We start from the raw sequence: 23,086 nt of genomic DNA on the forward strand, positions 1-23,086 counted from the left end.
GGAGGTCCAGGCCAACCCGCAGTGCCCAGAGGGACGTTGTCAGGCAATTCTCCCCTACCGTGACCGCACTCACATCAGGCAAACACCTAGCATCGGCCAAGGGTGTCTTTATGTTCGCCTCATGACCGAAAATAGGAAGAATCGATATTTGTAGCGTCCTTATATCCCGCCTACGATGAGACGGACATCACGCGTGGCCGCGGGGGCAGATTCAGAAGGTGCCCCGCAGGTTCGCAAAGGGTGCAGGAAAGCCTCCTGACCCTGTTCAATGAGAAGTATGGAGATCACCATGACTGAAACCGAAGAGGTCGCCCGCAAGGAGAACGAGGGCACTGCCGTCGAAGCCGGTTCAAAGGCCACCGAGCGCTTCACCGCCTCAGGAAAGCTCGCGCAACTGGATGTTCCGAAGGAGAGGGTCAGCCTGCTGGCGGGGGCTCTCATCAAAGCCGCCAACGACATCGTCGTCGAGCACGAGGTCACCTACGAGGAATACAACGCACTCAAAGCCTGGCTCATTAAAGTCGGAACTGACGGTGAATGGCCGCTATTCCTGGACGTGTGGCTGGAGCACACTGTGGAGGACGTCAACTCCCAGGACCGCCCCGGCACCGTAGGTACAATCGAGGGGCCTTACTACGTGCCGGGCTCCCCGGAACTCCAGACTCCGGCCACCGTGGAGATGCGAGAGGACGAGGAGGGCACACCGCTGCACTTCAGCGGCCGCTTCACCGATACTGACGGCAACCCCATCCAGAACGCCCAGGTGGAGATTTGGCACGCCGACAGCGCCGGCTTCTACTCCCAGTACGCCCCGGGCCTCCCTGACTGGCTCTTCCGCGCCACGGTCAAGGCAGACGACGACGGCCGCTTCGAAATCAACACGATGCGCCCGGCACCTTACCAGATTCCCACGGATGGGGCCTGCGGGCAGCTGATCAGCGCAGCAGGCTGGCACGCCTGGCGCCCGGCGCACATCCACATCAAGGTCTCCGCGCCTGGCTTCCAGCCCGTAACCCAGCAGCTGTACTTCCCCGGCGACCCGCACAACGTCGACGACATCGCCTCGGCAGTCAAGCCTGAACTGATGCTGGACCCCAAGCCGCGCACGGACGGCCAGGCCGGCGAAGAAGTGGTCTATGACTACGTCCTGGCCAAGGAAGGCCAGCACAAGTAAGAGCCACCGCTGACACTCGGCGCCGGCGCCTCCGCCCCGGCACCGAAGGCGCCCTGGAGTGCATACTCCGGGGCGCCTATATTTTTGCCGCCGCTGCGAGGAGCCCGAATGCCGCCATCCCGTCAGGACCCACCCGCCGTCGCCCCCGTGGCAGCGGCTGCGGATCCGGTACCCCAACCCCTGCTTGAACGCCCTGGCGTTCGCCCCGCAGGCCTACGCCAGGTCGTCAGTGACCTGGGCCTGTCCTATGTTTCCAACGGGGTGATCGGCCTCATCTTCTCCGCCTCCGGCCCGATAGCCGTTACCCTGGCCGTCGGAGCGGCGGGAGGACTTACCGAAGGCCAACTGGCATCTTGGGTGTTTGGCATCCTTTTTTCGGCCGGGGCGGCGACTCTGGTCATGTCGCTCCTGTATCGACAGCCCCTTGGCTTCGCCTGGTCCATTCCCGGCACGGTGCTCCTGGGTCCGTCCCTGCTGCACTTGTCCTTTCCGGAAGTTGTGGGGGCCTTCTTCACGTCCGGAGCTCTCGTCCTCGCGCTGGGCGCCACCGGAGTGGTGCGGCGGATCATGGCAGTGGTTCCGATGCAGATCGTCATGGCTATGGTGGCCGCTGTATTCCTAAAGTTCGGCACGGACATCGTCACCGCAACCCAGACGAACGCTGTGGTGGCCGCCCCCATGGCGGTCGCATTCCTGGTCCTCACGGCCGTTCCCGCCCTCGGCAGATTCCTTCCGCCGGTGCTCGGCACCCTCGCGGTTGGGTGCCTCGCCGTGGCGGCAAGTGGCCAATTTGCCCTCCAAAAAGGCGGGCCGGTTCTGGCCACCCCGGTTTTCACCCTTCCCGAGTTCACCTGGGCTGCCCAGCTCGAGCTGGTTGTTCCCCTGGCCCTCACCGTGCTGTTCGTCCAGAACGGCCAGGGCATCGCGGTTCTCCGTGCCGCCGGCCACAACCCGCCGGTCAACGTCTTCGCCATCGTTTCGGGCGCGTTTTCGTTGCTCAATGCGGGCTGCGGCGCCGTCTCAGCCTGCGTGACCGGCCCTACCAACGCCCTCATGACGTCCTCAGGAACCACCAAGCGCCAGTACACCTCTGCCGTGGTGTTCGGCGTCCTGGCCATGGCCTGCGCCCTCTTGGCCCCCACCCTCACCCGGCTCATGCTCGCCACGCCCAGGGAGTTCATCCTTGCCCTCGGCGGCATTGCCATGCTGCGCGCCCTCCAGCAAGCCTTCGTGACCGCCTTCGCCACGACGTTCACCTTGGGGGCCCTAGTGACATTCGTGGTGACCATGTCTGGAATGAGCCTTTTCAACATTCACCCGGCATTCTGGGGCCTTGTCATCGGCTACACGGTGTCCCGTGTGCTTGAGCGCGCGGACCATAATGCCGGATCCTGACCCGTGGTTTTCCTGAGGCCTCGCCCGCGGTGGGCAACGTCCACGTGCTGCAGCCGCTGACCGACCGGGTCGAAGCAACGCTATTCCACGATCCATAGGTATAGGTCTGCGCGAATACCTCGTAGGTGTATGCGGCCCGGTGTCGCGTTTGAAGCAGACCGTTGCAGTGGCTCCAGTATCAGCAGATACTGCGCGGGCGGCCGCGCTGTTTCCGGCACTGAGCATCAGCGGTAGCGTTCCGGCTGTGACGATCCGGCGGAGGCGTCCGGGTTTCCGACCGTGACGAGCGCCTTAACCGCTCCCTCGCCACCGAACGGGCTGGCTGCATTCGAAGGGGGCCGGGCCGTTGAACAAGAAACGGGCTGAAGGTCCCGGTCACCGCCCTGTAACGAGAGCGGGGGCCGCCGAGTAAGGGTAGGCACCCCGCCGCGCTGATGACGACCACAATCGCTGGCCGCCGCAGGGATTACAGCATCGTTGTTTAGGCCCAAAGAGCTGTAATTATTGCGGTTCTGGCTTTACGCTGACCGACGGCCCCTGAAGAGGAACGCAGGGCGCGAGGCCTCAGGCGGCCGCCATCACGATCAGCACCACCAGCGCATTGTTCACGGCGTGGAGCAGCACCGGAGCCCACAGGTTCTATGAAACCGTCTGACGAGTGCCAGCGCGATGCCCAGGGCGAAGAGGTAGGGAAAGGTGAGCAGCACCAGGTGACAGGCAGCGAACAGCGCTGCCGACAGCACGACCGCCACGAGGGGCCTGAAGCGCCCGGCGAAGCCGCTGAGGAGGGCGCCCCGGAAGAGCACTTCTTCCCACAACGGGGTGAGAGCACAGCAATGGATAGGAAGCCCAGTACGACGAGCGGTGTCGGCAGATCCACGATGTTGGACAGCGGGTCGTTCTGGGAGCCGGCGGACCGGCGTCTATCCCCAACTGGCTGAGGGCGGCGAGGGTGAGACCTCGCAGGCAGGCGGCAATGATTATGGCAGACGGGATTTGCCAGAACAGATGGAGCATTCTGAGCCTGAACCGCCGAAACCCGAGCCCGCGCAATGTGAGGCCGTTCCTCCGGAGCAGGTGGAAGTAGAGTGCCAGCATGGCCGCCGCCGTGGCGCCGCAGATGATCACTAGAACGGCGGACTCGGGCGTGAAATCAACGAGGCCGGAAAGCCCCACGACCAGGACTCCCGCGGTCAGGACCGCAAGATACAGGCGACAAACATCAGCGCCCGGAAGGCCTGCTTCAGTGTCACGCTCTCAATCGACCCGGACGCATTCCCGGGTTGGTCAAGAGGATCGGCTGGCAAAAGTATCCCCCGAGGCTTCATATTGTGAGCCTAACTCAGGCCCGCCGGCGCGCAGTCATGAGTCTCATCGGCTGCTCCGAAGGTTGCGGTTTGGGCCGCGAAAAGGGTGGGTACGGAGCAGTCGATGGGTGGTGAGAACGGACCTTAGTCGAAGAATCCCACGATGTAGCCGACGAAGAACAGCAAGCACAGCGCGACAACGACGGCGATCGCGGCAATCCAGATAACCTGGGTGCTCATCCTGGTGCCATGCTCCTCATGACCCTGCGGGCCGGCCGTTGACGCTTCGCCCGGAGGGGTCTCGCCCGGAGGCACCCCACCTCCCGGCTCAAGGCCAGTGATCTTGTCTTCCTCCGGGTCCGGGTTGCTTCCTGACACGTCCACTCCCTTGGTTACCGGCCTGATGCTCTGTTCAGCGTAATCGGCGCAGTCGGCAGGGCCATGGCTCCGCTGATCTGCATCCCGGCGTGGGCGAAGCGGAATCCGTTGCTCCCTACGCGCCGTTTTGAGCCGCGAAAAGGGCCGCTACGGAGCAGTCGATGGGTGGGTGATGACGGCGGCCGTGGCCTCGGCGATGGCCCGCTCCTCGTCGGTGGGGACCACGAGCACCGGGATGGCCGAAGACGGAGTGGAGATCACGCGGGGATCCTTGGACCGCTCCCGGTTCAGGCCGGCGTCGAGCTGCACGCCGAGGGCGCCGAGCCGGTCCGCGACGAGGGTGCGGAACTGGTGCGAGTTCTCGCCGATCCCGGCGGTGAAGACGAGGGCCTTCGCCCCGCCGACGGCCACGTGGTAGCCGCCGATGTACTTCGCGAGCCGGTAGGAGGCGACCGCGAGCGCCATGGCAGCCCTGGCGTCGCCGGCTTCCGCGGCCTCCACCACGGAGCGCATGTCGTTGTTGCCGGCCAGCCCCTTGAGCCCGGACTCGCGGTTCAGCATCGAATCGAGGTCCTCCGGGGTCCAGCCGGCCCGGCCGAGGAAGACGAGGATGGACGGGTCCAGGTCACCGGAGCGGGTGCCCATCACGAGGCCCTCGAGCGGGGTGAAGCCCATCGAGGTGTCCACGGACTGTCCGCCTCGGATCGCCGTGACCGAGGCCCCGTTGCCGAGGTGGGCGATGACGGCGTCGAACTCGTCTACCGGGACATCCAGCAGCGCCGCGGCCCGGTGCGAGACGTACTCATGCGAGGTGCCGTGGAAGCCGTAGCGGCGGATCCCGTGGTTTGTATACAGCGAATCCGGCACCGCGTAGCGCCAAGCGTGCTCGGGCAGGGTGCGGTGGAAGGCGGTGTCGAACACGGCCACCTGCGGCATGTCCGGCCACTTCTTCGCGATGGCGCGGATGCCCAGCACGTTGGCCGGGTTGTGCAGGGGTGCCAGCGGGTTGAGCCGCTCGATGGCGCGGGTGATCTCGTTGTCGATCAGCACCGGCTCGCCGAAGCGCTCGCCGCCGTGCACCACGCGGTGGCCGACGGCATCCAGCGTCCGGTCCCCCAACGCCGCGTGGATCTCCGCGTCGACCTGCTCCAGCGCCTCGGCGTGGTCGCGGGGTCCCTCGATCTGGCCGTCGCCCTCGCCGCCGTTGCCCATCCCGATCTTCTCGACCAGCCCCTCGGCGAGCACACTGCCGGCCTCGACGTCGCGGACCTGGAACTTCAGTGAGGACGAACCTGAATTGATGACGAGGACGAGCACTGGGCCTCCTAAGGCTTGGCTGATGCTGAGTTGGTGCAACGCTTGGCGTCAGGCCGCAGCCTGCCGAGCGCTCCACAGGACCCACTATAGGTCCGGACCCAGATGAGGGCTGGCACGAACCGGCCCCGCGCCCCGGCCGCCCACACCGGATGCAGCACGTTGTTTGTGGAGTGCCTCGCGGGCTGCGTCAGCGATCTCGGGGGTGACGGTTTCTGCGATCGGCTCCTGTGGACATTTGGTGAGGCGGAACTAAAATGAGCCATGCCCATGACCGGCCGAGTCGTCTCCGCCGCGGTGCTGCTCGTCATTGGGGCAGTACTGGCGCTGCTGGCTGTGCTGGTCCACTACGAATTCATGAGAATATACGGCGATGTCAGCGGTACCGCGTTCGAGGGGCTCACTTGGGGGTTGACGGCCGGTCCCTCCGGATTGGCGTTCGGTCTGGTCGCGGTCGTTGCCGTGATCGGCTTGATGCTCTCGACACGGCGGTGGATGCGGCTGACGGCCGTGGCCATCCCGGTCCTCATGCTGATCGGGATGTTCGCTGTCACCCCCGCGGCACTTGGGCAGCGGATTGAGGTGCAGTTCGACTCGACTCCGCAATGCGTGACCGAGGGCTCGGATGAGCCCATGGCCACTGCAGATCGTGAGTCCCAGCGGGCGTTCGATTCCATCGAGCACATCGGCTATTTCAGTGGTGGCGGCATGAGTGGTGTCGCCGGCTGTACCCGCGGGTTTGTGCTCTCAGGAGACGTCGATGTGTTGCAGCACTATCGTGCAGCGCTGCCAGCGGCGGGCTGGGTAGTGGTCGAGGATGACGGGCGCCACCTGCGGGCGCAGCTTGATGGCCGGGCGTTCGATGTGATGCCCTGCCCTGGAGGTGGTGTCGTCTGGGCCGGAAGCGACGACGACCCCTCATACGGACCGGGAAGGCCTGAGCTAGCGGGCACTGAAATTTGTCCCCACGACCTCTGAAAACGACAAAGGCGAAGTTCGCTCTCAGCCGGGACACGGACTCCGGTGTTCCGCATCCGATGAGGGGCAACGTTGTACGGGCCTGCGCCTCCGTGCGTCTTCCCGGGCAGCCTGGACCGCTTCCTCCATCCGTCAAGTACTTTCCAGCTACGCCAGCGGAGCGGTGCGGGAGCCGCCCGGCCGTTGCGCACAGCCGCGGCGGGCGCTTAGAGTCGGCGGACCACCTGGACAACGCACGAAGGGATTTTCATGACTGATCAGCCGATCCAGCCAGAGGCCAACGAGCCGGAGAACAGCGGGTCAACCAGCGGGTCCGGTAAGCCGGATCCCACCGGCGTCGAGGGCGCGAACCCGGCGCTGGACGACACCGGGAAGCTCAAGTCCGCCGAGACCGGAGAGGCGCCCGAGGCCCCCGAGAATTTCGAGGACCTGGATCTCACGCCGACGGGCCTGTCCGATGAGCCCGCCAAGCAGGAAGATCCCGACAGCCCCGCGGAGCCGGAAAACAGCTGACCTGATCCCGCCCCTGGCGCTTTGGCCAGACGGCGGAGTCGCTGTTGCTAGGCGCGGACGGCCGCGGCCTGGTCCGCCCCGGCTGCGGCCCCGGCTGCCGCAGCTACCGGCCCGCCGTCGCCGTCGGTGGACTGGGCCTGGATGGCGGTGATGGCCACCGTGTTGACGATGTCCTCTACCGTGCAGCCGCGGGAAAGGTCGTTGACCGGCTTGCGGAGGCCCTGCAGCACCGGCCCGACGGCCACCGCTCCGGAGGACTGCTGGACCGCCTTATAGGTGTTGTTGCCGGTGTTGAGGTCCGGGAAGATAAAGACCGTCGCCTGCCCCGCCACGGTCGAGCCGGGCATCTTGGACTCGGCGATGGCGGCGTCGACGGCGGCGTCGTACTGGATGGGCCCTTCCACGGCGAGATCCGGGCGGCGTGCCCGCACCAGCTCGGTGGCCTGCCGGACCGCGTCCACCGCCTCACCGGCGCCCGAGCCGCCGGTGGAGTAGGACAGCATGGCCACGCGCGGCTCCACGCCGAACTGGGCCGCGGTGTCCGCCGAGGCCAGCGCGATGTCCGCGAGCTGCTCCACGTTGGGCTCCGGGTTCACGGCGCAGTCGCCGTAGACCAGCACCCGGTCCGGCATCAGCATCAGGAACACCGAGGAGACGATCTTGACGCCGGGCCGGGTTTTGACGAACTCCAGTGCCGGCCGGATGGTGTGCGCCGTGGTGTGCGCGGCGCCGGAGACCATCCCGTCGACGACGCCGAGCTGGACCATCATGGTGCCGAAGTAGCTCTCGTCCTGCATGACCTCGAGGGCCTTGGCCAGGTCCACGCCCTTGTGCGCCCGGAGTTCGGCGTATTTCTCCGCGAAGCCCTGGCGCAGTTCAGAGGTGGCGGGATCGATGATGTTGATGCCGGTGAGGTCGATGCCCTGGGTGGAGGCGAGCTCTCGGACGTCGGATTCGCGGCCCAGCACGGTCAGGTCGCAGACGTCGCGGCGGCGCAGGATCTCCGCGGCCCGCAGGATGCGGACATCCGTGCCCTCCGGCAGCACGATGTGGCGGCGCTCGGAGCGGGCGCGTTCGATCAGGTCGTGCAGGAAGCGCAGCGGCGTCATCCGCTCCAGCCGCGGCAGGTGCAGCCGCTCCAGCAGCTCCGCCTCGTCCACCCGGCGGGCCCACAGCCCCAGCGCCGAGGCCACCTTGCGGCGGTGCCCGGACCAGATCTCGCTGCGCACCTCGGAGACGCGCTTGGCGGTGACGTAGGTGTCGTCGGGGGCGGCGAAAATCGGGAACGGGGCCTGCGCCAGCAGCGAATAGATGGTGGGGTCCGGGGCCAGGCCGCCGGTGAGGATCAGCGCGGACGGCACCGGGAACTCCGGCGAGAACGAGGACGCCAGGCAGGCGACGAGCACGTCGGCACGGTCACCGGGCACGATCACCAGCGCGCCGTCGTCGAGCACGTGCAGGAAGTTGGCCACGCTCATCGCCGCGACCTTCACCGAACGCACGTCGCGCTCCAGGTCGGCGAGTCCGGCCACCTGGCCCATCCCCATGGCGGTGGCCACCTCGCCGGTGGTGGGCCGGGCGATCTCCTCCAGTTCCGGCAGGACATACACGGGCCGGCCGGAGGCGCCCGGGCGGACCGCGGCGGCGATGGCCTCGAGGTCCTCCGGATCGGCGCGGTTGACCATGATGGCCAGCAGCGTGCAGCGCTCGGCGACGAGTTCCTTGCGGGCGACTTCGACGGCGTCGACCGCTTCCGCGACGGTGCGGCCCTTCGCACCGACCACGGCGACGACCGCGGCGGCGAGGTTGTTGGCCAGCCGGGCGTTGAGGTCGAACTCGACGGCGGCGTCCTGGCCGGTCAGGTCGGTGCCCTCCACGATCACCACGTCACAGTGCCGGGCCATCTCCGCAAAGATCTCCACGCAGCGCGAATCGATCTCCTCGCGCTTTCCCTCGGCCAGCAGGCTGCGGACCTCGGGGAAGGTCAGCCCGCCGCGGCAGCGTTCGTCGTCGAGGTTGAACCGGGACTTCATCAGCGCCACCATCGGGTCCGAGGCGGCGTCGTGTCCGTTGACGACTGGCTTGAAGAACCCGATCCGGTCCGCATGCCGGTGCAGGGTGTCCGCCAGGCCCAGGGCTATAAGCGACTTCCCCGAGCCCGGGGTGGTCGCGCTGACGTAGATTCCTTTGGCCATGGTTCGCCCTTAGGTTGTGCCGTGGTGATGCTCGGTCCCTCCATACTTTCACCTGTTGCGGGGGTTTCTCCATGCGGCGCCCGGAGGCCGCCCGCAGGACTTTGGCCCCTTGCCCATCCGACGCCCGCCAGCCAGTGTGAAGGGCAGGCGCTGACGTCACCCGTGGCAAGCGTGGGCGATTGTGATCGGGACGGCCGTCGGCGAAGGCGCATCGGATGGACAGGGCAGGGGAACGCGTGGAAACGCTTCATGTTGAACTGCAGGATATTGGTGGCACAGCCTGGTGGGCCCGCATCCTCACGACCCTCTCGTCCCAATTCGGCAGCACGCAGTTCCGGTTCGTGCGCCGCGTGGCCGACGAGGTCCGCTATTCCAGCTCCACTTTCGTGTCCCCGACGCCGATCTCGCCAATGCCGCCGGAAGAACAATGGGCCCCGGGCATGACCCGTTGCCTGGAAGAGCTCGTCAGCGACATCCGGCACGACGGATGGACCCAGGCCGGCAGCGGAAGCGAACCCTGGACTCTGACTTTCGAACGGAGCTGAACCGCAGTCCCTCACGGCATCCTGCGGCCGGCGCGTCGGCAGAGTTTGCACCGGCGTTGGCGCCAGTCCACCCTGGCCCTGTGCTGCCCGCGCCAGTCCTGGGTGCTGCCCACGCCAGTCCTGCCAGCCCCGAAATGTGTCTGCTGGGCGGGCCCACAGGTCGCCCGCTCTTGACAGAAGGCGCCATAATGGGATTACCTAATGAACATTCGGTAAATAAAGCTGGAGGCAATGACGCATGGCTGGATCGACGGTTTCAGGTGATATCCACCCCATCCTTAAAGATGACTACGCGTCTGAGTGGATGGGCATCGAAGTAGTGGCGCTGGACGACGGACATGCCACAATCCGCATGCCGCTCCGGCAGGAAATGCTGAACGGGTTCGGCATGGCCCACGGCGGAATGATCTTCGCTTTCGGTGACACAGCCTTCGCGCTGGCCTGCAACCAGACCAGCCCGAGCCCGGCCGACGAGGGCAACATCACCGTGGCCTCCGGCGTCGATATCAACTTCCTCAAGCCCGCCTTCCGCGGCCAGATTCTGACCGCCGTCGCCAACCGCCGCGCCAGCACCGGACGCAGCGGCCTCTACGACATCCAGATCTACGCCGCCGATCCCGGCACGGACACCGCGACGTCGGCCTCCGCCGACCGCCCGGCGCCCGCCGCCACGGTCCCGGGCGAACTCCCCACCGATATCCTCCCGGGCGAACTCGTCGCCGAGTTCCGCGGCCGCAGCCGCACCATCTCCAAGAAATAGAAACAGGGAACCCCAGATGACCCAAGAAACCGTCGCCAGCACCAGTGATGCCGTCCTGGACCGCGAAGAAACCATCTCCCGCGACGAGCTTGAGACCTTGCAGCTCAGCCGCCTGCAGCACACCGTGGCTTACGCCTACGACCGTGTGCCCCTGTACAAGCGCAAGTTCGACGAGGCCGGCGTCCACCCCACCGACCTCCGCGAGCTCTCCGACCTGGGCAAATTCCCGTTCACGACCAAAGAAGACCTGCGCCTGGAGTACCCCTTCGGCATGTTCGCCGTGCCGCAGCGCGAGGTGGCCCGCATCCACGCCAGCTCCGGCACAACCGGCCGCGCCACCGTTGTCGGCTACACCAAGAAGGACCTCGCCGACTGGGCCAAGCTCGTGGCACGCTCACTGCGCGCCGCCGGCGTCCGCCCGGGCATGAAGGTCCACAACGCCTACGGCTACGGACTGTTCACCGGCGGCATGGGTGCCCACGCCGGCGCCGAGGCCCTTGGCTGCACGGTCATCCCGATCTCGGGCGGCCAGACTGAACGCCAGATCACGCTGATCCAGGACTTCAAGCCCGACGCAATCCTGGCCACCCCGACCTACCTGCTGACCATTGCCGACGCGATGATGAAGCAGGGCATCGACCCGGCCTCCACCTCGCTCAAGTACGCGGTGCTGGGTGCCGAGCCGTGGACCGAGGAAATGCGCCACGAGCTCGAAGTGATGATGAACATCAAGGCCTGTGACATCTACGGGCTCTCCGAGGTCATGGGGCCCGGCGTCGCCGGCGAGGCCGTGGAAACCCAGGACGGCAGCCACATCTGGGAGGACCACTTCCGCCCCGAGATCATCGACGCCTTCGACTCCTCCGTGGTCCTGGGCGACGGCGAACCCGGCGAACTGGTCTTCACCTCACTGACCAAGGAAGCGCTGCCGATCATCCGGTACCGCACCAAGGACCTCACCCGCCTGCTGCCCGGCACCGCCCGCCCCGCGCACCGCCGCATGGGCCGCATCACCGGCCGCAGCGATGACATGATCATCCTGCGCGGAGTGAACCTGTTCCCCTCGCAGATCGAGGAGATCGCGCTGCGGATCCCCGAGCTGAGCCCGCACTTCCAGCTCGAGCTCACCCGCCCCGAGGGCCAGCGGATGGACCAGCTGACCGTCAAGATCGAACGCCGCGAGACCGTCACAGCCGAGGGTGTTCTCTCGGCCGCCAAGGTCCTGCAGCAGCAGATCAAGATCCACGTCGGTTCCTCCTGCTCCGTCGACGTCGTCGAGCCCGGCTCCCTGGAGCGGTCCAACGGCAAGCTCCGCCGGATCTACGACATGCGTCCCAAGGCCTGACCACCTCGAGTCCAGCCCGCCGGGCGGCCCACCCGGGCCCCGGCGGGCTGGCCCATCTCCTGACAGTGAGAACCAGCGACTATGCCCACAACAGCCACCAGCACGAAGCGCGGCCGTCCCGGCTATGACCAGCAGTCGGTGCTGCTGATCGCCGTCGACGTCTTCAACCGCCACGGCTACGACGCCACGTCGATGGGCATCCTCGCCGAAAACCTGGGCATCTCGAAGTCGGCGATCTACCACCACGTGCCGTCCAAGGGTGACCTGCTGAAGCTGGCCCTGAACCACGCACTGGGCGGCCTCGAGGGCATCCTCGAAGAGCCACAGGCCCAGACCGGCACCGCCGAGGCCCGGCTGGAATTCGTGCTTCGCGAGACCATCTCCGTGCTGGTGGAGCGGCTGCCGTTTGTCACCCTGCTGCTACGGCTGCGCGGCAACACCGAGATCGAACGCGACGCGATGGAACGCCGGCGCACATTCGACCACAAGGTCGCGGCCCTGATCTCCGCCGCCCGCGACGAGGGCTCGCTCCGGCAGGACATCGACCCGCGAACCGTCACCCGGCTGCTCTTCGGCACAATCAACTCAATCGTCGAGTGGTACAAACCCGGCGGCTCCCTCTCCCCCGAGAAACTCGCCGACGACGTCATCACCATGGCCTTCCACGGCCTGCACGTCCCGCAGTAGGCCGGACGCTTCCGGGCCGCTTCTGTGCCAACATTGCGCCCGGGTTTTGCGCCCACGTTGCACCCGGGCCGGACCGCGCAGAATCCCATTGACGGCACCCAGCACCGGGGCCACGCTGGGAGGATGGCCACGAGATTATCCCAAGTAATCATGGGCACAATCCCCCAACTACGCTACGAGCCCACCGCCAAGAGGGTCCGTGCGAGCCTCGGCCGGGACCCCGTCGTCGACACCCTGCAGGCCTGCCTGGTGTGGGAACCGCGGCGGGTCACCCCCATCTTTGCCGTGCCGGAGCAGGATCTGCAGGCCTACCTCACCGCACCGGACCTGCCGGCGGCCTCTGTCGTGGAGCACCCGTTCGCGATTCGGGAGGGCGCGACCCCGACCATGCTCGACCCCACCACGGCGTTTGGCAAACACACCATCGCTGGCGAAGAGCTCGACGTCATGACGGCAGCGGCGACGGCTTCCCGCGCCGCCTTCCGGCCCGAGGACCCGGATCTGGCCGGATATATCGTGCTGGATTTCGAACTCTTCAGCTGGCTCGAGGACGATGAGGAGATCATCGGCCACCCCCGCGACCCGTTCCACCGCGTGGATATCCGCGCGTCGTCCCAGGATGTGGAGGTGGCGCTCGACGGCGTGACGCTGGCCCGCACGAACGGCGCGCAGCTGCTCTACGAGACGCTACTGCCCGTGCGGTACTACATCCCGCCCGCGGACGTCCGGCTGGACCTGCTGGAGGAGAGCCCGAAGCGGACCGTCTGCCCGTACAAGGGCCAGGCAAGCTACTGGAGCCACCCGGGCTCCGTGAAGGGCCGGAACGTCGCGTGGAGCTACGACCGGCGGTTCCTCGACGCCGCGCAGATCCACGGTCTTATCAGCTTCTTCAATGAGCGGGTCGACCTGACGGTGGCAGGCGTTCTGCAGCCCAAACCGGTGACTCCCTGGTCGCGCCCCGGCCCGGAGGCGGCCTGACGGCTGCGGGCGCCGCCCTGCCCCAGCCTCCAGCCGCAGCGGTCCGGCGGTCCAGTGCCCCTGCGGGCCGGCGGACCGGCGGACCGGCGGACCGGGGGCACTTTGAGGGGCGCGGATGGCGTTGCGGCGGCCTAGGGCAGGCGTGTCCGTGTCAATGTGCCCCCGCACGGCCGACGTCTGGCGCCCGCATCGCCCGGCCGGCGGCCCCTGCCCCGCCTGACGGCAATGAGACTGAGGTCGGGTCCTCGGCCATGTTGAAGGAAAACGGCGAGGCACTTCCTAATGCGACATCTGTGCAGACACAACTGAACCCGACAGGAGCGCTCCGTCGCATAAAAGGTTCAGATGCTAGTGGACGACGGTGCCGGTGGTAAGGACAACGGTTCCGGTGCTTTGGGTTCGTCCGCTGATGTCGATCTGCAGCCGGCTGCGCTGCAGGGGCGCCTCCAGTGCGTTGGAGAGCTCCGGCAGGGTGGATGTTTGGATGCGGTGGATGAGGTCCTGGACGTCGGCCCTGTCGTTGACCGTCACCTTCAAGGTCAGGTCGGGGGCGTTGGCCGTTCCTCGCAGCAGGGCCGCGGAAGTGACGACACCGGGCAGGGTGTCGAGCTGCCTTTCGACGGCAGCGGCTAGGACGGAAGGGTCGCAGAGGGTGAATCCCTGACTGCCGTCGTCATGGAGGCGGTAGGCACCTGCCGTGTTTTTCCTCGGGATCTGGGCGATGATCCACAGCAGCCCAAGGACCCCGATGATGACTCCGATGATCAGTAAGATGGCCGCCACCCACGGCGGCGCGAAGACCGCGTGCAGACCACCGGTGACGACGGATGTCCCTGCGGGGGCGGTGTTTAGAAGAGGATGCAGGGTCCCGCTGGCCTGCAGGAGCAGTGCGGTGCCGGCGGCCAGGACAAGGATGCCGAGAATCGTCAGCCAGATCCGGTTCAGGGTTCCTGCGGTCTGTCTCATCGGAAGCCATCCTTCAATTAGTCGCAGTGGGCGGGTGCGCGAAAATCTTAGTCTCCGGACCGGACCGTGGCGGTAACCTGCGGAACCGGCGAGAGCCCGGTCTCTTCCAGTCGGACCCGGACAGCGTCGGTGATCCTGGTGCGCAGGTCGCCGGGCTCGTGCAGGGAAGTCGTCACGCTCACGTGTACGCGCCGAGTGGTGGCTGTCGCCGAGGCAGAGCCGACGCCGTCGATCTGCAGGCACCGGGCTTTGGCCAGGCGAGCGACGGCACGGCGGGTCATCACTGTTTCCTGCTCCCGCACCGGTGGCGCCCCATCTCCGGCGCCAGTGCCGGAATCATCGATGGTGAGGGCGCTGAACCCTCCGGGAACGATGGCGCACAGTAACAGGATCACCCCAGCGACGACGGCGGCTATTGCCAGCTGCCAGACGGCGGGGTCGTTCCATGCCATCGCGGCGAGCCAGTCGCGTGGTCCCTGCAGCAGGGTGGGCCACGAGCCGTTGACCAACCGGCTGAGGCTCAGCCAGACCAGGGCGACACCGGCGGCCAGGAGCATTATTCCGACGATGAGTGCCGGGACGGCGCGGCTGGGCCGGTGCCGCAGGCGCGTGGACCGTTGGTCGTACCGGCTCATAGCAGCTTCCTTCGTCCGTTGGTGTCGGTGCCAGTGGTCAGCCAGGAGATCCTGATGTCGACCTGCCGGACGTCAACTCCAGTCAGCTCTGTCACCCGGGCCGCGATCCGGTTGCGCAGTTCCTCGGTGGCCTGGCGCAACGGCACCGGATACAGCATCCCGACTTCGACTCTTAGGGTCGCGATGTTCCCGGTGAGTTCCACGGACGCCTTAGGCCGGGCGGAGAGATCAGCACGGCTTCCGATGCCCAGAAACCCGCCAGAGGAACCGCCGGCGGATGATTCGTCGCTGGCGACCTGGCCGACGATTTTCTCAATCACCCTGGCCGCCACGACGGTCTGCCCCCGCGTGCCCGTCTCGCCCAAGTCCTCGCCGGCGGCCCCAGCCAAGGGCAGAGGCAGCGCGTGGTCTCCTTGCGGGTTCATCGGCTCGATGCTCTACCGAACAGGGCCTGCATATCGAGTTTTCCTTCCGCGACCCGACCGACCATCAGACCGATGAATCCGAGGATTACCGCGGTCAGCAGCGCCAGCCAGCCGCCGAAGCCCAGGACAATTCCCAGTACGAGACCTATCGTCAGGCACCATCGTGTAGTAGACATAGCCATCCTTTTCTTCATCGTCCCGTTCCCCTTCGCGGGGGATATTGGGTGGTTACTGCAGTTGAGTCTTCTGGACCTGCTGGTCGTCGTGTTCGTCTTCGGGCAGGTGGACATCGGTGACATTGACGTTCACTTCCAGCACTTCCAGCCCAGTGGCGCGCTCAACGGACTGGATGATGTTGCGGCGGATACCCTGGCTGACCTCCACCACGGAGAACCCGTACTCGACGACGATGGAGACATCGATGGCCGTCTGACGTTCGCCCTTTTCCACACTGACACCGCCGCTGACATTGGTCTGCGAACCGGGAATGCGTTCGGCCAGGGCGCTGAACGCGCGCCGGCCGGCACTGCCCATGGCGTACACGCCGGGAACCTCGCGGGTGGCCATGCCGGCCAGCTTCTGCACCACGGTTTCCTCGATCGTGGTGGCACCACGATCAGTGTGCAGTGCGTCCCTCACCTTCGATTTTTCCAAATCGCTGCTGTGCTTCTGCTCCTCGGATGTCGTCATGACGTCGCTGGAAGCTCCGGGGGTCCTGGGTGTCTCTGTCATGGAAAACATCTCCTCGTGGTACTCGTGATCGTGCTTACACCCATATAGACGAAGCCCGACAGGAATCGTCACGTGACAGCGCAGATTGCTTTTCTCACGGGTCAAGAACCGCGGTTCGGTTCCCGGCGTTCTTCGGCTGTGGCATATTTGGGCCAGGCACCGGTAACTTACCGGACGGGATGGACAGCGCATGGATGATCATCGCCCCGGCTTCAAACCGGACCTGGACGAGGGCAGTATCGTCGCCCGTGCCCAGGACGGCGACCTGGCAGCCTTCGAACACCTCGTGCTCGCCTATCAGTACGGACTCTTTCGGCTGGCGTATCGGATGCTCAACGACCGCGGCGAAGCCGAAGACATCGTGCAGGAGACTCTGATAACGAGCTGGCGCGGTCTTCCCATGCTCGCTGATGTCGACGCTTTCGGCGGTTGGATCTACCGGCTGGCGACGAATAAATGCCTGGACCTGCTGCGCAAGCGGTCCGCCCATGCCACCACGAACATCATCGACTCGGACGACATGGACACCGTTCCAGAAGCCCGCACCCGCGCGGTGTCGGCCGGAGAGGATCCGGCCCACGAGGCTGAATGGTCCGCCGAACAGGATGGCCTGACCGCAGTCCTGAACACGCTCCCCCCTGCGCAACGGGCCTGCTGGCTGCTGCGGGAAATGCACGGACGCAGTTACGCCGAGATTGGTGTCACACTGAAGATCAGCCCCACAGCGGTTCGCGGAACACTCGCCCGGGCACGGCACCAGATAGCAGAAGGGATGAGCCAATGGCGTTAGACGACGACGTCCCCCGGCTCGGCTGCGGCCGTAGCATCGACCGCATCTGGGCCACCATCGACCGGCCTCCCACCGCACACGAAGAACAGTGCAAACAATGCCAAACCGCCAGAACCCAGCTGGAAGGACTGAGGAAAGCAACACGCTCACTGCGCGAAAGCGACCTTCACAATCTCGCGCTGAAACCCCGTCCCGGGATCAAAAACGCCATCATGGATGTGGCCCGCGCGGAAGTCCGCCGCGGCAGCAGAATCCTCCTGCGCAGCGCAGACAACGGCACCACGGAGATCAGCGAGCAGGCGCTGAGCTCCGTCATCCGGTTCGCGGCAGCAGCGGTCCCCGGTGTCCACTCACGACGCTGCCGCATCGAAATACGCTCAGCCGCCGCCAGCCTCGCCGGCGAAGACCACCCGTCCGGAACCACCGGCACCCCCGCCGACGCCGGTCCGCGCCTCATTGTCAATCTTCGGGTTGCCGCCGCCCCGGGAATCGTCATTCCCCTCATGGCGGAGGCGCTACGACAAGAGATCAGCAACGCAATTCCGGCCGGCGTCGGCATTGGGGCAGGAACCGTCAACATCACCGTGGAGGACCTTTACGATGTCTGACCAGCCCCTCCGAGGCTCCATCATCACCAGCCAGCTCATTGCCTCCCTCGCCTCCCGCACGACCCTGGAAACACCCGGAGTCCTCAGACTCGAGCCCACCATCCAAGGCTTCCTGGCCCGGCTCGGTCCCGCCGCCTTGCACAACCTCCGCAATCCCGGCAGCCAAAACGGCACCTACCGGCACAACGGCGTCACGGCGACAATCAGCGACGGCACTGCACGCGTCCACCTCGATATCGCCACCGACATCGCCTACACCGCCCTCCAGGTCGCCGAAACAGTTCAGCAACGCGTGCGCGAAAGCATCAGCCATACCGGCCTCACCCCAGGCACAATCGACATCACCATCCTCGCCATAGAGCCCCACCCCGGCACCACAATGCTGTAACCCGGGTGTAGTCACCGGCTGCACACCGTTCGAAGCCAGCAGGGCCGGCGGAGACCCGGCCGCACGGATAAAACGAGAGAGGCACAACATTGGAGCCGGTTCAGCTCGTCTTGATCATCGCCGGAATCATCGCCGTCCTGGTGGTGCTGGCCGCGCTAATGTCTTTGGGCCGGCGCAGAGGCGAAAAACGGGTACATGACAAACGACAGGCCGCGGACGGGGACGCAACGGCCCAGGACCCCGATGAAGACCACCGAGACCCATAACAGTTGCCGTTCCCCACGCCCCTGCCCTCGGCGATGGCGCGGCGCAAATCCCGCCTGAGCGGTCCGGGGGCACTTTGACGGCCGAAGCACCCGTTCCGCCGACGAAGACCGGCGTTTCCGCGCCAAAGTTCCCCCGGCCGTGCAGGTGGCGAAGGCTGGGACCTGGCGGATGGCTCCCCAGTGCGGCCCCGGACAGGCGAGGGCGGAGGCAGCCCCGGAGCAAGAGAACAGCGCCCCGGCAGGCCGGGACGCTGTTGGTTGGGTGAATTGGGTGAAATGCTGGCGGCTAGAGCTGGTAATCAGCCGCCGTGGTGATGTTCTCGTGGACGCAGAGGATGTTGTTCTCGGTGTCCATGAACCAGGCGCACTTCTCGGAATCTGTCGTACAAATGTGGTTCTCGGTCTTGAGATCCGGCTGGTCGTAGTCCTGGAAATGGACGCCTTTGGCTTCCATCTCCTGGACGGTCCGCTCGATCTCGGAGACTTCAAAACTCAGGGTCGTGTGCTCGGAATGCTTTCCGTCCCTGACGGGCATCAACTGCAGCATGGGGCCGCCTTCGCTGCCGAATAGTTCACTTCCATCGTCTGCCTTGCCGCGGACCGGGAGGCCCAGCGTTTCCGCATAGAAGCGGTGGGCGCGCTCGACATCATCGACTGGCAGGACTGTTGTGGCTTTGTTCAGAACTAAGGTCATTTCGCCACCTCCTACGAGGCAAATTTTACGCCGGTGCGGGGTGGAAAGAACCGGCCACTTAAAGCGCCGAGGTGAGATTTGGCGCCCATGTCAGCGGGGACAATGGGCGCGAAATCCCACCTCGGCGGGTGGTGCGGGGGGTGGCGGTGCGGGCGTCAAGTCTCACCTCAGCAACGGTGGCTCGGCGGGGTGGTGGTGCGCGAGTGGGAAAGGGCTACTTCTCCACGAGGGTGAGGACGTCGTAGGTGGCTACGATTTCGTCGTTCTGGTTGTTCAGGACGGCGTCCCAGGCCACCTCGCCATACTCGTCCGTCTCGCGCGGGGTGATCTTCTTGGCGGTCAGGGTGACCCGGATGGAGTCGCCGGCGGCCACCGGAGTGATGAACCGGAGGCTTTCCAGGCCGTAGTTGGCCAGCACCGGACCCGGCGCGGGCTCAACGAACAGCCCGGCGCCCCAGGCCAGCAGCAGGTAGCCGTGCGCGACGATCCCCGGGAAGAACGGGTTGGCCTCGGCGGCCGCCTGGTTGGTGTGGGCGTAGAAGGTGTCGCCGGTGGAGTTGGCGAATTTCGTGATCTCGTCCAGAGTCACTTCGCGCAGCTCGGAGCGCATCGAGTCACCAATGCGCAGCGTGCTCAGGTGCTTCCGGAACGGGTGCTGGCCTTCGGTCTCGAGCGTGAAGTTGCGGTCGGCCCCGGTGTGCCAGACGCCGGTGACGGCGGTCAGCATGTTCGGGGAGCCCTGGATCGCGGTGCGCTGCATGTGGTGCAGGACGGAGCGGATACCGCCGAGCTCCTCGCCGCCGCCGGCGCGGCCCGGACCACCGTGGACCAGATGCGGGACCGGTGAACCATGGCCGGTGGAGCTGCGTGCGTCCTCACGGTTGAGCATGTGCACCCGGCCGTGGTGGGCGGCGATGCCGGTGACGAGTTCGCGGGCCACGTCAGGATCGTTGGTGCAGACCGTGGCGACGAGGGATCCGCCGCCGCGGGCGGCAAGGCGGACGGCGTCGGCCAGGTCGGTGTAGCCGATCACCGAGGAGACCGGGCCGAAGGCTTCCAGCGAGTGGACCTCGTCGGCTTCCGGGTCCGCCCAGCTCAGCAGCACGGGGGACATAAACGCGCCATCTTCGACGACGCCGACGGTTCCGTCTGCGCTGGTGACCTTCGGCGAATCGAGCGTGCCGTACGCGAGTTCGCCGCCGGCGTCGAGCATGGACTGGACGGCTGCGCGCACATCGGCGAGCTGCTCCAGGGAAGCCAGGGCGCCCATGTTGACGCCTTCGGCGCGCGGGTCGCCGAGGACGACGCGCTCGTTGATCCGCTCCCCGACGGCTGTAACGACGTCCTGCACCAGGTCCTGCGGCACGATGGCGCGGCGGATCGAGGTGCACTTCTGGCCGGCCTTTGAGGTCATCTCGGTGACCAGGGACTTGACGAAGGCGTCGAATTCGGGGGTGCCCTTGACGGCATCCGTGCCCAGGATCGAGGCGTTCAGGGAGTCGGTCTCCGAGGTGAACCGGACGCCGCCCTTGACCACATTGGCGTGGGACTTGAGCGTGTTGGCGGTGGAGGCGGAGCCGGTGAAGGCCACGATGTCGCGGTAGTCGAGGTGGTCCAGCATGGTGCGGACCGAGCCGGAAATCAGCTGCAGCGAACCCTTGGGCAGGATGCCGGATTCGATGATCGCCTTGACCACGGCGGCGGTGACATAGCCGGTGGGGGTGGCGGGCTTGACGATGGTGGGCACGCCGGCGATGAAGGCCGGGGCGAACTTCTCGAGCATGCCCCAGACCGGGAAGTTGAAGGCGTTGATCTGCACGGCGACGCCGGGGACGCGGGTGTAGATGTGTTCGCCGGCGAAGGAACCGTCCTTGGACAGCACCTCCATCGGGCCGTCCACGATCACCTGCGAGTTCGGGAGCTCGCGCCGGCCCTTGGAGCCGAAGGTGAAGAGCACGCCGATGCCGCCGTCGATGTCGACCATCGAGTCGATCTTGGTCGCGCCGGTCTGGGCCGAGAACGCGTAAAATTCCTCACGGCGGCCGTTGAGGTACTGCGCGAGCTCCTTGAGCTTCAGCGCGCGCTGGTGGAAGGTCAGCTTGCCGAGTTCCGCCTGGCCGGTGGTGCGTCCGTAGTCCACGACGGCGGCGAGGTCGAGTCCCTCGGTGCTCACCTTGGCCAGAAGTTCACCGGTGCTGGCGTCCAGAACGGAGGCAGCGCCGGTAGCGGAGGCGGCGTCGGGCGTCCACCATGAATCCTTGATGAAGCTGGGAACGATCTCGACAGTGTCTACTGTGGGTTCCGGAGCAGTTGCAGTGGTGGTCATCGTTGACGGGTCCTTCCAACGGGGGCAAGATCAACACGGCCAGCATTACTGACCGTCCGTTCGGTAATATGTCTACAGTACATGAATGAGGCTTGACGCACACTAGCTGCGGCGGCCCGATCCGGCCTGAGCCCTTGGATTTCCGGCCAAAGAGGAGAACGCTATGACGCCGGAACCCCGGAACACCGAGCTGTGGAAGATCACTCTCGGTGAGCTCGACGAGAAAATGGGCGTGAAGATCGTCGAGGAATCCGTGGAGCGGGTCGTCGCCACCATGCCGGTGGAGGGCAACCGGCAGTCCTTCGGGCTGCTGCACGGCGGCGCCTCGCTGGCGGTCGGGGAGGCCGTGGGCTCCTGGGCTGCCGTCATCCACGCCAGCACCCTCGGCAAAACGGCCGTCGGCGTCGATGTCTCCGCCACGCACCACAAGTCCGCCCGCGAGGGGCTCATCACCATCACGGCCACGCCCATCCATCTGGGCGGCACCCTCACCACCCACGACGTGGTGATCACCAATGCGGCCGGGGAGCGGCTCTGCACCCTGCGGATCACCAACCTGCTGATGGACCGGAAGGGCTGAGCGGGGCTCGGCGACCGGCGGCCGCCGGGGTCGGCCCAGCCACCAGGATTCGCCGGGGTCGCCCCAAAGCTGCGGGGACGCGGTGAGCATACGGCGACCGCGAAGTTGTCCGGCGAACCCGGCGAAGGGCAAAAGTCCCGCCGGCTGCATCCAAAGGGGGCTCCCGGCCGGTAGTAACGGTGTAAGCAAATCACCGCCCGATCCGGGCAACTCAACGAGGAGTTTGAAATGCGCAAAACCGTATATGCCGCCGGGGCCCTGTCCATGCTGGCGGCGCTCACTTTCGCTGCCCCGGCCCAAGCCGGCGGGACGCACGACGGCGGCGGCCACCATAGCGACGACGCCCTCCTGTCCGTCCTGCACGGCGTGCCGGGCCTCACCGTGGATGTGTGGGTGGACGGCAAGCTCACCCTGGACGACTTCGAACCTGGCAGCCTCGAAGGTCCGCTGAAGCTCGACGACGGCAGCTACAAGATCGCCATCACGGCCGCCGATGCCACCAGCGCCGACAACCCGGTGATCGGCCCGTTCAAGGTCCATCTCGAGGAGGGCCGGAACTACACCGCCGTCGCGCACCTGGATGCCTCCGGCGCACCCACTGCAACCCTGTTCAAGAACAACATCTCAGCCAGCCCCAGGGGCGAGGGAAAGCTGACCGTCCGGCACGTAGCTGCGGCGCCCGCCGTCGACGTCCTTGCCGGCGATACCGCCGTCATCACGGACCTGACGAACGCCGAGCAGAAGGTGCTGACGCTGAAGGCCGGGAAGGTGTCCGCTTCGGTTGCGGCCGCCGGCACCACCGAGCCCCTGATCGGCCCGGCAGATGTTCCGGTCACAAAGGGTAAGAACACGATTGTGTACGCCTGGGGCAGCCTGGACGACGGAACTCTCGGCGTCGCGGTCCAGGTGGTCGACTCGGCCAAATGGCGGGACCACGACCGTCATGACCGCTGAGCCGTCGGCCCGGTAGTACTGAAAAGCGTGCCGACCGGCAGCGCATCTGGTAAGGGATGCGCTGCCGGTCAGGCCTACACCCATCCCGCCGATAGGTGTAGGGCCGATGGACCCGCTGGACCCCGGGAGCGGACTGTTAGCGTGGAAGTGCTG

Annotated in this window: 25 protein-coding genes; 14 read left to right on the forward strand and 11 right to left on the reverse strand. The window is 66.3% G+C overall.

Features of this window, described 5'->3' with window-relative positions; all coding sequences use genetic code 11:
* Nucleotides 1–277: 277 nt before the first annotated feature.
* Nucleotides 278–1,174: a catechol 1,2-dioxygenase gene (gene catA / locus AC50X9_RS11380; protein WP_494893607.1), complete on the forward strand. Its 897-nt coding sequence runs from the start codon at nt 278–280 to the stop codon at nt 1,172–1,174.
* A 108-nt stretch (nt 1,175–1,282) separates the two neighbouring features.
* On the forward strand, nt 1,283–2,569 hold the full coding sequence (locus AC50X9_RS11385) for a benzoate/H(+) symporter BenE family transporter (RefSeq protein ID WP_494893609.1): 1,287 nt from the start codon (nt 1,283–1,285) through the stop codon (nt 2,567–2,569).
* Nucleotides 2,570–3,174: 605 nt separating this feature from the next.
* On the opposite strand, the gene AC50X9_RS11390 is transcribed toward AC50X9_RS11385, so the two are convergent.
* The 3 genes from AC50X9_RS11390 to AC50X9_RS11400 all read right to left on the reverse strand — a co-directional run bounded on the left by AC50X9_RS11390 (nt 3,175) and on the right by AC50X9_RS11400 (nt 5,571).
* Nucleotides 3,175–3,375, reverse strand: coding sequence for a CPBP family glutamic-type intramembrane protease (locus tag AC50X9_RS11390; RefSeq protein ID WP_494893776.1), 201 nt, complete (start codon nt 3,373–3,375; stop codon nt 3,175–3,177).
* Between the two features lie 645 nt (nt 3,376–4,020).
* A complete protein-coding gene (locus AC50X9_RS11395; RefSeq protein ID WP_494893611.1) occupies nt 4,021–4,254 on the reverse strand; it encodes a DUF6480 family protein in 234 nt (77 codons plus the stop codon).
* A 147-nt stretch (nt 4,255–4,401) separates the two neighbouring features.
* Nucleotides 4,402–5,571, reverse strand: coding sequence for an acetate kinase (locus tag AC50X9_RS11400; protein ID WP_494893613.1), 1,170 nt, complete (start codon nt 5,569–5,571; stop codon nt 4,402–4,404).
* A gap of 261 nt (nt 5,572–5,832) precedes the next feature.
* Here AC50X9_RS11400 and AC50X9_RS11405 point away from each other — a divergent pair, with 261 nt between their 5' ends.
* Complete coding sequence (locus AC50X9_RS11405; protein ID WP_494893615.1) at nt 5,833–6,546, forward strand: hypothetical protein; 714 nt, start codon at nt 5,833–5,835, stop codon at nt 6,544–6,546.
* Nucleotides 6,547–6,795: 249 nt separating this feature from the next.
* On the forward strand, nt 6,796–7,059 hold the full coding sequence (locus AC50X9_RS11410; protein WP_494893617.1) for a hypothetical protein: 264 nt from the start codon (nt 6,796–6,798) through the stop codon (nt 7,057–7,059).
* Between the two features lie 47 nt (nt 7,060–7,106).
* On the opposite strand, the gene pta is transcribed toward AC50X9_RS11410, so the two are convergent.
* Entirely contained in the window at nt 7,107–9,254 is a 2,148-nt protein-coding gene (pta, locus tag AC50X9_RS11415; protein ID WP_494893619.1) for a phosphate acetyltransferase, read from the reverse strand.
* A gap of 215 nt (nt 9,255–9,469) precedes the next feature.
* On the opposite strand from pta, the gene AC50X9_RS11420 reads away from it, so the two are divergent.
* The 5 genes from AC50X9_RS11420 (at nt 9,470) to AC50X9_RS11440 (ending at nt 13,569) form a co-directional block, all read left to right on the forward strand.
* On the forward strand, nt 9,470–9,799 hold the full coding sequence (locus AC50X9_RS11420; RefSeq protein WP_494893621.1) for a hypothetical protein: 330 nt from the start codon (nt 9,470–9,472) through the stop codon (nt 9,797–9,799).
* A 238-nt stretch (nt 9,800–10,037) separates the two neighbouring features.
* On the forward strand, nt 10,038–10,559 hold the full coding sequence (locus tag AC50X9_RS11425; protein WP_494893623.1) for a hotdog fold thioesterase: 522 nt from the start codon (nt 10,038–10,040) through the stop codon (nt 10,557–10,559).
* A gap of 16 nt (nt 10,560–10,575) precedes the next feature.
* Nucleotides 10,576–11,904, forward strand: a complete 1,329-nt coding sequence (paaK, locus tag AC50X9_RS11430) for a phenylacetate--CoA ligase PaaK (protein ID WP_494893625.1) — start codon at nt 10,576–10,578, stop codon at nt 11,902–11,904.
* Nucleotides 11,905–11,985: 81 nt separating this feature from the next.
* Entirely contained in the window at nt 11,986–12,591 is a 606-nt protein-coding gene (locus AC50X9_RS11435) for a TetR/AcrR family transcriptional regulator (protein WP_494893627.1), read from the forward strand.
* 150 nt (nt 12,592–12,741) lie between these two features.
* Nucleotides 12,742–13,569 carry a DUF427 domain-containing protein gene (locus AC50X9_RS11440; protein WP_494893629.1) on the forward strand — a complete coding sequence of 276 codons (828 nt, stop codon included), beginning with the start codon at nt 12,742–12,744 and terminating at the stop codon, nt 13,567–13,569.
* A gap of 348 nt (nt 13,570–13,917) precedes the next feature.
* Here the strand turns inward: AC50X9_RS11440 and AC50X9_RS11445 are convergent, their stop codons facing one another.
* The 5 genes from AC50X9_RS11445 to AC50X9_RS11465 are packed head-to-tail and all read right to left on the reverse strand — an operon-like array spanning nt 13,918 to nt 16,327.
* Nucleotides 13,918–14,535, reverse strand: a complete 618-nt coding sequence (locus AC50X9_RS11445) for a hypothetical protein (protein WP_494893631.1) — start codon at nt 14,533–14,535, stop codon at nt 13,918–13,920.
* A 47-nt stretch (nt 14,536–14,582) separates the two neighbouring features.
* On the reverse strand, nt 14,583–15,170 hold the full coding sequence (locus AC50X9_RS11450) for a DUF6286 domain-containing protein (RefSeq protein ID WP_494893633.1): 588 nt from the start codon (nt 15,168–15,170) through the stop codon (nt 14,583–14,585).
* Nucleotides 15,167–15,595 carry an Asp23/Gls24 family envelope stress response protein gene (locus AC50X9_RS11455; protein WP_494893635.1) on the reverse strand — a complete coding sequence of 143 codons (429 nt, stop codon included), beginning with the start codon at nt 15,593–15,595 and terminating at the stop codon, nt 15,167–15,169. The genes AC50X9_RS11450 and AC50X9_RS11455 overlap by 4 nt, the downstream gene beginning before the upstream one ends.
* Nucleotides 15,592–15,771 (reverse strand): hypothetical protein, encoded by a 180-nt coding sequence (locus AC50X9_RS11460; RefSeq protein ID WP_494893637.1) that lies wholly within the window; start codon nt 15,769–15,771, stop codon nt 15,592–15,594. The genes AC50X9_RS11455 and AC50X9_RS11460 overlap by 4 nt, the downstream gene beginning before the upstream one ends.
* A 52-nt stretch (nt 15,772–15,823) precedes the next feature.
* Complete coding sequence (locus AC50X9_RS11465; RefSeq protein WP_494893639.1) at nt 15,824–16,327, reverse strand: Asp23/Gls24 family envelope stress response protein; 504 nt, start codon at nt 16,325–16,327, stop codon at nt 15,824–15,826.
* A gap of 190 nt (nt 16,328–16,517) precedes the next feature.
* Here AC50X9_RS11465 and AC50X9_RS11470 point away from each other — a divergent pair, with 190 nt between their 5' ends.
* Genes AC50X9_RS11470 through AC50X9_RS11480 form a run of 3 tightly spaced genes read left to right on the forward strand, consistent with a single transcriptional unit; the run spans nt 16,518 to nt 18,113 of the window.
* Nucleotides 16,518–17,117: an RNA polymerase sigma factor gene (locus AC50X9_RS11470; protein ID WP_494893641.1), complete on the forward strand. Its 600-nt coding sequence runs from the start codon at nt 16,518–16,520 to the stop codon at nt 17,115–17,117.
* The gene (locus tag AC50X9_RS11475) at nt 17,108–17,725 is read left to right on the forward strand and encodes an Asp23/Gls24 family envelope stress response protein (RefSeq protein WP_494893643.1); all 618 of its coding nucleotides are present in this window, start codon (nt 17,108–17,110) and stop codon (nt 17,723–17,725) included. Before AC50X9_RS11470 ends, AC50X9_RS11475 begins: the two co-directional genes overlap by 10 nt.
* Nucleotides 17,718–18,113 (forward strand): Asp23/Gls24 family envelope stress response protein, encoded by a 396-nt coding sequence (locus tag AC50X9_RS11480; protein WP_494893645.1) that lies wholly within the window; start codon nt 17,718–17,720, stop codon nt 18,111–18,113. Before AC50X9_RS11475 ends, AC50X9_RS11480 begins: the two co-directional genes overlap by 8 nt.
* A 552-nt stretch (nt 18,114–18,665) precedes the next feature.
* On the opposite strand, the gene AC50X9_RS11485 is transcribed toward AC50X9_RS11480, so the two are convergent.
* The gene (locus AC50X9_RS11485) at nt 18,666–19,073 is read right to left on the reverse strand and encodes a VOC family protein (protein WP_494893647.1); all 408 of its coding nucleotides are present in this window, start codon (nt 19,071–19,073) and stop codon (nt 18,666–18,668) included.
* Nucleotides 19,074–19,287: 214 nt separating this feature from the next.
* Nucleotides 19,288–21,399: a phenylacetic acid degradation bifunctional protein PaaZ gene (gene paaZ, locus AC50X9_RS11490; RefSeq protein WP_494893649.1), complete on the reverse strand. Its 2,112-nt coding sequence runs from the start codon at nt 21,397–21,399 to the stop codon at nt 19,288–19,290.
* A gap of 163 nt (nt 21,400–21,562) precedes the next feature.
* Here paaZ and AC50X9_RS11495 point away from each other — a divergent pair, with 163 nt between their 5' ends.
* Both AC50X9_RS11495 and AC50X9_RS11500 read left to right on the forward strand, forming a co-directional pair.
* On the forward strand, nt 21,563–21,979 hold the full coding sequence (locus AC50X9_RS11495; RefSeq protein ID WP_494893651.1) for a PaaI family thioesterase: 417 nt from the start codon (nt 21,563–21,565) through the stop codon (nt 21,977–21,979).
* Nucleotides 21,980–22,207: 228 nt separating this feature from the next.
* Nucleotides 22,208–22,933, forward strand: a complete 726-nt coding sequence (locus AC50X9_RS11500; protein WP_494893653.1) for a DUF4397 domain-containing protein — start codon at nt 22,208–22,210, stop codon at nt 22,931–22,933.
* Nucleotides 22,934–23,086 lie beyond the last annotated feature (153 nt).

The organism is Pseudarthrobacter sp. HLT1-3 (assembly GCF_059383535.1).

Excerpts from the sequence above, each read along its gene's own strand:
- paaK (WP_494893625.1), top strand. The coding sequence starts at position 10,576 with ATGACCCAAGAAACCGTCGCCAGCACCAGTGATGCCGTCCTGGACCGC.
- AC50X9_RS11405 (WP_494893615.1), top strand. The coding sequence starts at position 5,833 with ATGCCCATGACCGGCCGAGTCGTCTCCGCCGCGGTGCTGCTCGTCATT.
- AC50X9_RS11420 (WP_494893621.1), top strand. The coding sequence starts at position 9,470 with ATGGACAGGGCAGGGGAACGCGTGGAAACGCTTCATGTTGAACTGCAG.
- AC50X9_RS11475 (WP_494893643.1), top strand. The coding sequence starts at position 17,108 with ATGGCGTTAGACGACGACGTCCCCCGGCTCGGCTGCGGCCGTAGCATC.
- AC50X9_RS11500 (WP_494893653.1), top strand. The coding sequence starts at position 22,208 with ATGCGCAAAACCGTATATGCCGCCGGGGCCCTGTCCATGCTGGCGGCG.
- AC50X9_RS11470 (WP_494893641.1), top strand. The coding sequence starts at position 16,518 with ATGGATGATCATCGCCCCGGCTTCAAACCGGACCTGGACGAGGGCAGT.
- AC50X9_RS11460 (WP_494893637.1), bottom strand. The coding sequence starts at position 15,771 with ATGTCTACTACACGATGGTGCCTGACGATAGGTCTCGTACTGGGAATT.
- AC50X9_RS11480 (WP_494893645.1), top strand. The coding sequence starts at position 17,718 with ATGTCTGACCAGCCCCTCCGAGGCTCCATCATCACCAGCCAGCTCATT.
- paaZ (WP_494893649.1), bottom strand. The coding sequence starts at position 21,399 with ATGACCACCACTGCAACTGCTCCGGAACCCACAGTAGACACTGTCGAG.
- AC50X9_RS11485 (WP_494893647.1), bottom strand. The coding sequence starts at position 19,073 with ATGACCTTAGTTCTGAACAAAGCCACAACAGTCCTGCCAGTCGATGAT.
- AC50X9_RS11425 (WP_494893623.1), top strand. The coding sequence starts at position 10,038 with ATGGCTGGATCGACGGTTTCAGGTGATATCCACCCCATCCTTAAAGAT.
- AC50X9_RS11445 (WP_494893631.1), bottom strand. The coding sequence starts at position 14,535 with ATGAGACAGACCGCAGGAACCCTGAACCGGATCTGGCTGACGATTCTC.
- AC50X9_RS11440 (WP_494893629.1), top strand. The coding sequence starts at position 12,742 with ATGGGCACAATCCCCCAACTACGCTACGAGCCCACCGCCAAGAGGGTC.
- AC50X9_RS11435 (WP_494893627.1), top strand. The coding sequence starts at position 11,986 with ATGCCCACAACAGCCACCAGCACGAAGCGCGGCCGTCCCGGCTATGAC.
- catA (WP_494893607.1), top strand. The coding sequence starts at position 278 with ATGGAGATCACCATGACTGAAACCGAAGAGGTCGCCCGCAAGGAGAAC.
- AC50X9_RS11465 (WP_494893639.1), bottom strand. The coding sequence starts at position 16,327 with ATGACAGAGACACCCAGGACCCCCGGAGCTTCCAGCGACGTCATGACG.
- AC50X9_RS11455 (WP_494893635.1), bottom strand. The coding sequence starts at position 15,595 with ATGAACCCGCAAGGAGACCACGCGCTGCCTCTGCCCTTGGCTGGGGCC.
- pta (WP_494893619.1), bottom strand. The coding sequence starts at position 9,254 with ATGGCCAAAGGAATCTACGTCAGCGCGACCACCCCGGGCTCGGGGAAG.
- AC50X9_RS11410 (WP_494893617.1), top strand. The coding sequence starts at position 6,796 with ATGACTGATCAGCCGATCCAGCCAGAGGCCAACGAGCCGGAGAACAGC.
- AC50X9_RS11450 (WP_494893633.1), bottom strand. The coding sequence starts at position 15,170 with ATGAGCCGGTACGACCAACGGTCCACGCGCCTGCGGCACCGGCCCAGC.
- AC50X9_RS11385 (WP_494893609.1), top strand. The coding sequence starts at position 1,283 with ATGCCGCCATCCCGTCAGGACCCACCCGCCGTCGCCCCCGTGGCAGCG.
- AC50X9_RS11495 (WP_494893651.1), top strand. The coding sequence starts at position 21,563 with ATGACGCCGGAACCCCGGAACACCGAGCTGTGGAAGATCACTCTCGGT.